The organism is Parvibaculum sp., from assembly GCF_035511255.1.
GTDB lineage: Bacteria > Pseudomonadota > Alphaproteobacteria > Parvibaculales > Parvibaculaceae > Parvibaculum.
In genome coordinates this window covers 1-1,597 of record NZ_DATKFR010000495.1, presented here as the reverse complement: position 1 = coordinate 1,597, position 1,597 = coordinate 1, and the positions used below count along the sequence as shown (strand labels likewise).

Genomic DNA, 1,597 nt, shown 5'->3' with positions numbered 1-1,597 from the left:
AGCGCGCATCATGTCGCGCGTGGACGCCCGCTGGAGTGCGAGCTTTTCGCTCATCATGTTCTCGCTGTCCTATTTCATGCGGGCCGGCCTCACCTCGGATGCGAGCTTCGGCGCCTTCGTCATGCCGCTTCTGGTGCAGGGCATCGCCATGAGCTTCTTCTTCGTGGCCCTGCTGACCATCGCGCTCAACGGCATCGATCCGCAACGCATCCCGGCGGCGTCCGGTCTTTACAATTTCATCCGCATCACGGCGGGCGGCTTCGCCACATCGCTGACAACGACACTGTGGGACAGACGGGAGGCGCTGCATCAGAGCCGGCTGGCGGAGGCGTCGAGCATTTACGACCCAACGATGCAGAACGCGCTGTCTTCGCTGCATGCGATGGGTATACCGGACGCGCAGGCCCTGGGCATTCTCACGCGCAGTCTCGTCGGCCAGGCCTATCTTCTCGCATCCGACGATTATTTCTGGCTGTCGGGATGGCTCGTGCTTCTGCTTGTCGGACTTGTCTGGTTCGCACGCAAGTCGCTGAGCGGTGGGCCTGTGGTCGCGGGTGGAGATTGAGGCGGCGGACGAAGTCAGCGCGCAAGAGCGCCGCGCAGAAGAAGGGCGTAGAACCGATCCTTCAAGCCTCGCGGGCGGTCGAGCTCCATGCGAGAAAGGCATTCGCGGTCGGCGGCGGAGGGGCGGCTCGACAGACCGCTCGCGATCAAGGGCACGAGCTTCAGCGGCGCTTCAGATGCGGCTTTCAGGGTCTGGAGAGCCGGCAGAAGGCGTAGCTCGGTTTCCGTGAAGTCGGTGCCGAAGGGAAATGGCGCCAACAATCCCGCGTCGCGCATATCCGACAGTGCCTCTTCGATCCTCTCCGGCTTGTTGTCGCGCCGTGCCGAAGGGATTTCATAGGTCTGTTCGATCTTCCCGGCTTTCTTCGCCTCGGCGAGCAGGCCCGCCTGGAACCGCGAATCCGCAATTGCGAGCATCGCCGCAACGCAATCGCGATCGGTCTTTCCACGAAGGTCGGCGACGCCATATTCGGTGACGACGACATCGCGCAGATGGCGCGGGATCGTCGTGTGGCCGTAGGACCAGCGGATGTTGGAAACTACCTTGCCGCCGCTTTCCCGAGTCGAGCGCAGGGTGATGATCGAGCGTGCATCGTCGAGCGCAAAGGCCTGGGCGACGAAGTTGTACTGTCCGCCGACGCCGCTGACGATACGGCCGTCTTCGGTGCCGTCGGAGACGACCGCGCCGAGCAGCGTCGCCATCATTGCGCTGTTGACGAAACGGCCGCCGACGCGGGCACGGCGTTTTTCCTCCTCGTTGCCGTAGAGTTCATTGACATAGGAAATGGGTTTCATGCGGATCTTCGATCGCAGATCCTCGGGCATCTCCCGCAATGCCTTGTAGAAGCTCTTTGGGCCGACAAAAAAAGCCGCCATGTAAAAGGGCGCCGTCGACTTCGCGCTTCAGGACCCCGGCCTTGATGAGTTCGAGGAAGGAGTCGACGAGCATTTCGCTCGACCCGAAGAGGCCCTTGTCGAAAGGCGCGTCCTGCATCTGGAAGCCGGCGAGCGATGCCGTGTTCAGCCGCGCGGC

General features: G+C 62.7%; 2 pseudogenes. One reads left to right on the top strand and one right to left on the bottom strand.

Features of this window, described 5'->3' with window-relative positions:
* A pseudogene (locus tag VMR03_RS18405) lies at nt 1-565 on the top strand (hypothetical protein); the annotation flags it as partial.
* Between the two features lie 14 nt (nt 566-579).
* On the opposite strand, the pseudogene VMR03_RS18400 reads toward VMR03_RS18405, so the two are convergent.
* A pseudogene (locus VMR03_RS18400) lies at nt 580-1,597 on the bottom strand (acetyl-CoA hydrolase/transferase C-terminal domain-containing protein); the annotation flags it as partial.